The sequence below is a fragment of the Wohlfahrtiimonas larvae genome (genome assembly GCF_002006755.1).
Classification (GTDB): domain Bacteria; phylum Pseudomonadota; class Gammaproteobacteria; order Cardiobacteriales; family Wohlfahrtiimonadaceae; genus Wohlfahrtiimonas; species Wohlfahrtiimonas larvae.
In genome coordinates, this window is record NZ_MVDO01000215.1 from 1 (window position 1) to 616 (window position 616).

1 protein-coding gene is annotated in these 616 nt (G+C 37.0%); it reads right to left on the bottom strand.

The features are described 5' to 3' along the window. Nucleotides 1-543, bottom strand: a 543-nt coding sequence (locus tag BZK14_RS11185; RefSeq protein WP_077926561.1) for a M48 family metalloprotease, incomplete at its 3' end; no start/stop codon positions are given. Nucleotides 544-616 lie beyond the last annotated feature (73 nt).

Genomic DNA, 616 nt, shown 5'->3' on the forward strand with positions numbered 1-616 from the left:
CAGTGTTTGTGCAAGGTTACCTAATTGAGAGCTACTTAAATCTGCAATAATGCCATTACCCGATTTAGCAGCAGCAGAACGAGCGATGTCAGTTGCATAAGCAACTTGTAAACGTTTTTTCGTATGACCCAATGCAACGTGACCCAATTCATGACCTAGTACACCTGCAATTTCATTATCTGTCATTTTATCCATCAAACCGCTATAAACACGCACGCAACCATTAGCCATTGCCCAAGCATTAACATCTTTAGTTAAATAAACCTTATAATTAACTTTTGTGCCATTAACATTGTGCCCCAAGGAATTGGCAATTTTATTTAAACGCTTTGTATATGTACTATTGGCTGGTGCAATTTTAGATTGCGCATCCATTTGCTGACAAGATTGGTTGCTTAAATTTTTTACATCAGCATCAGATAATGACATGGCTTGTAAGCTTTGTGCGCCTAAGGACATTGCATCATCTAAAGATAAACTTTTACAGCCTGCCAAAGTGATGAGAGCTGTTGTGGATAGGATCATGAGCGGTGATTGTTTCATAAAAGGACCTGTCTTCATTATAGTTTTTAAAATTTTTATGATTATACATGCTTATTGCTCAAAAAAAATCGCC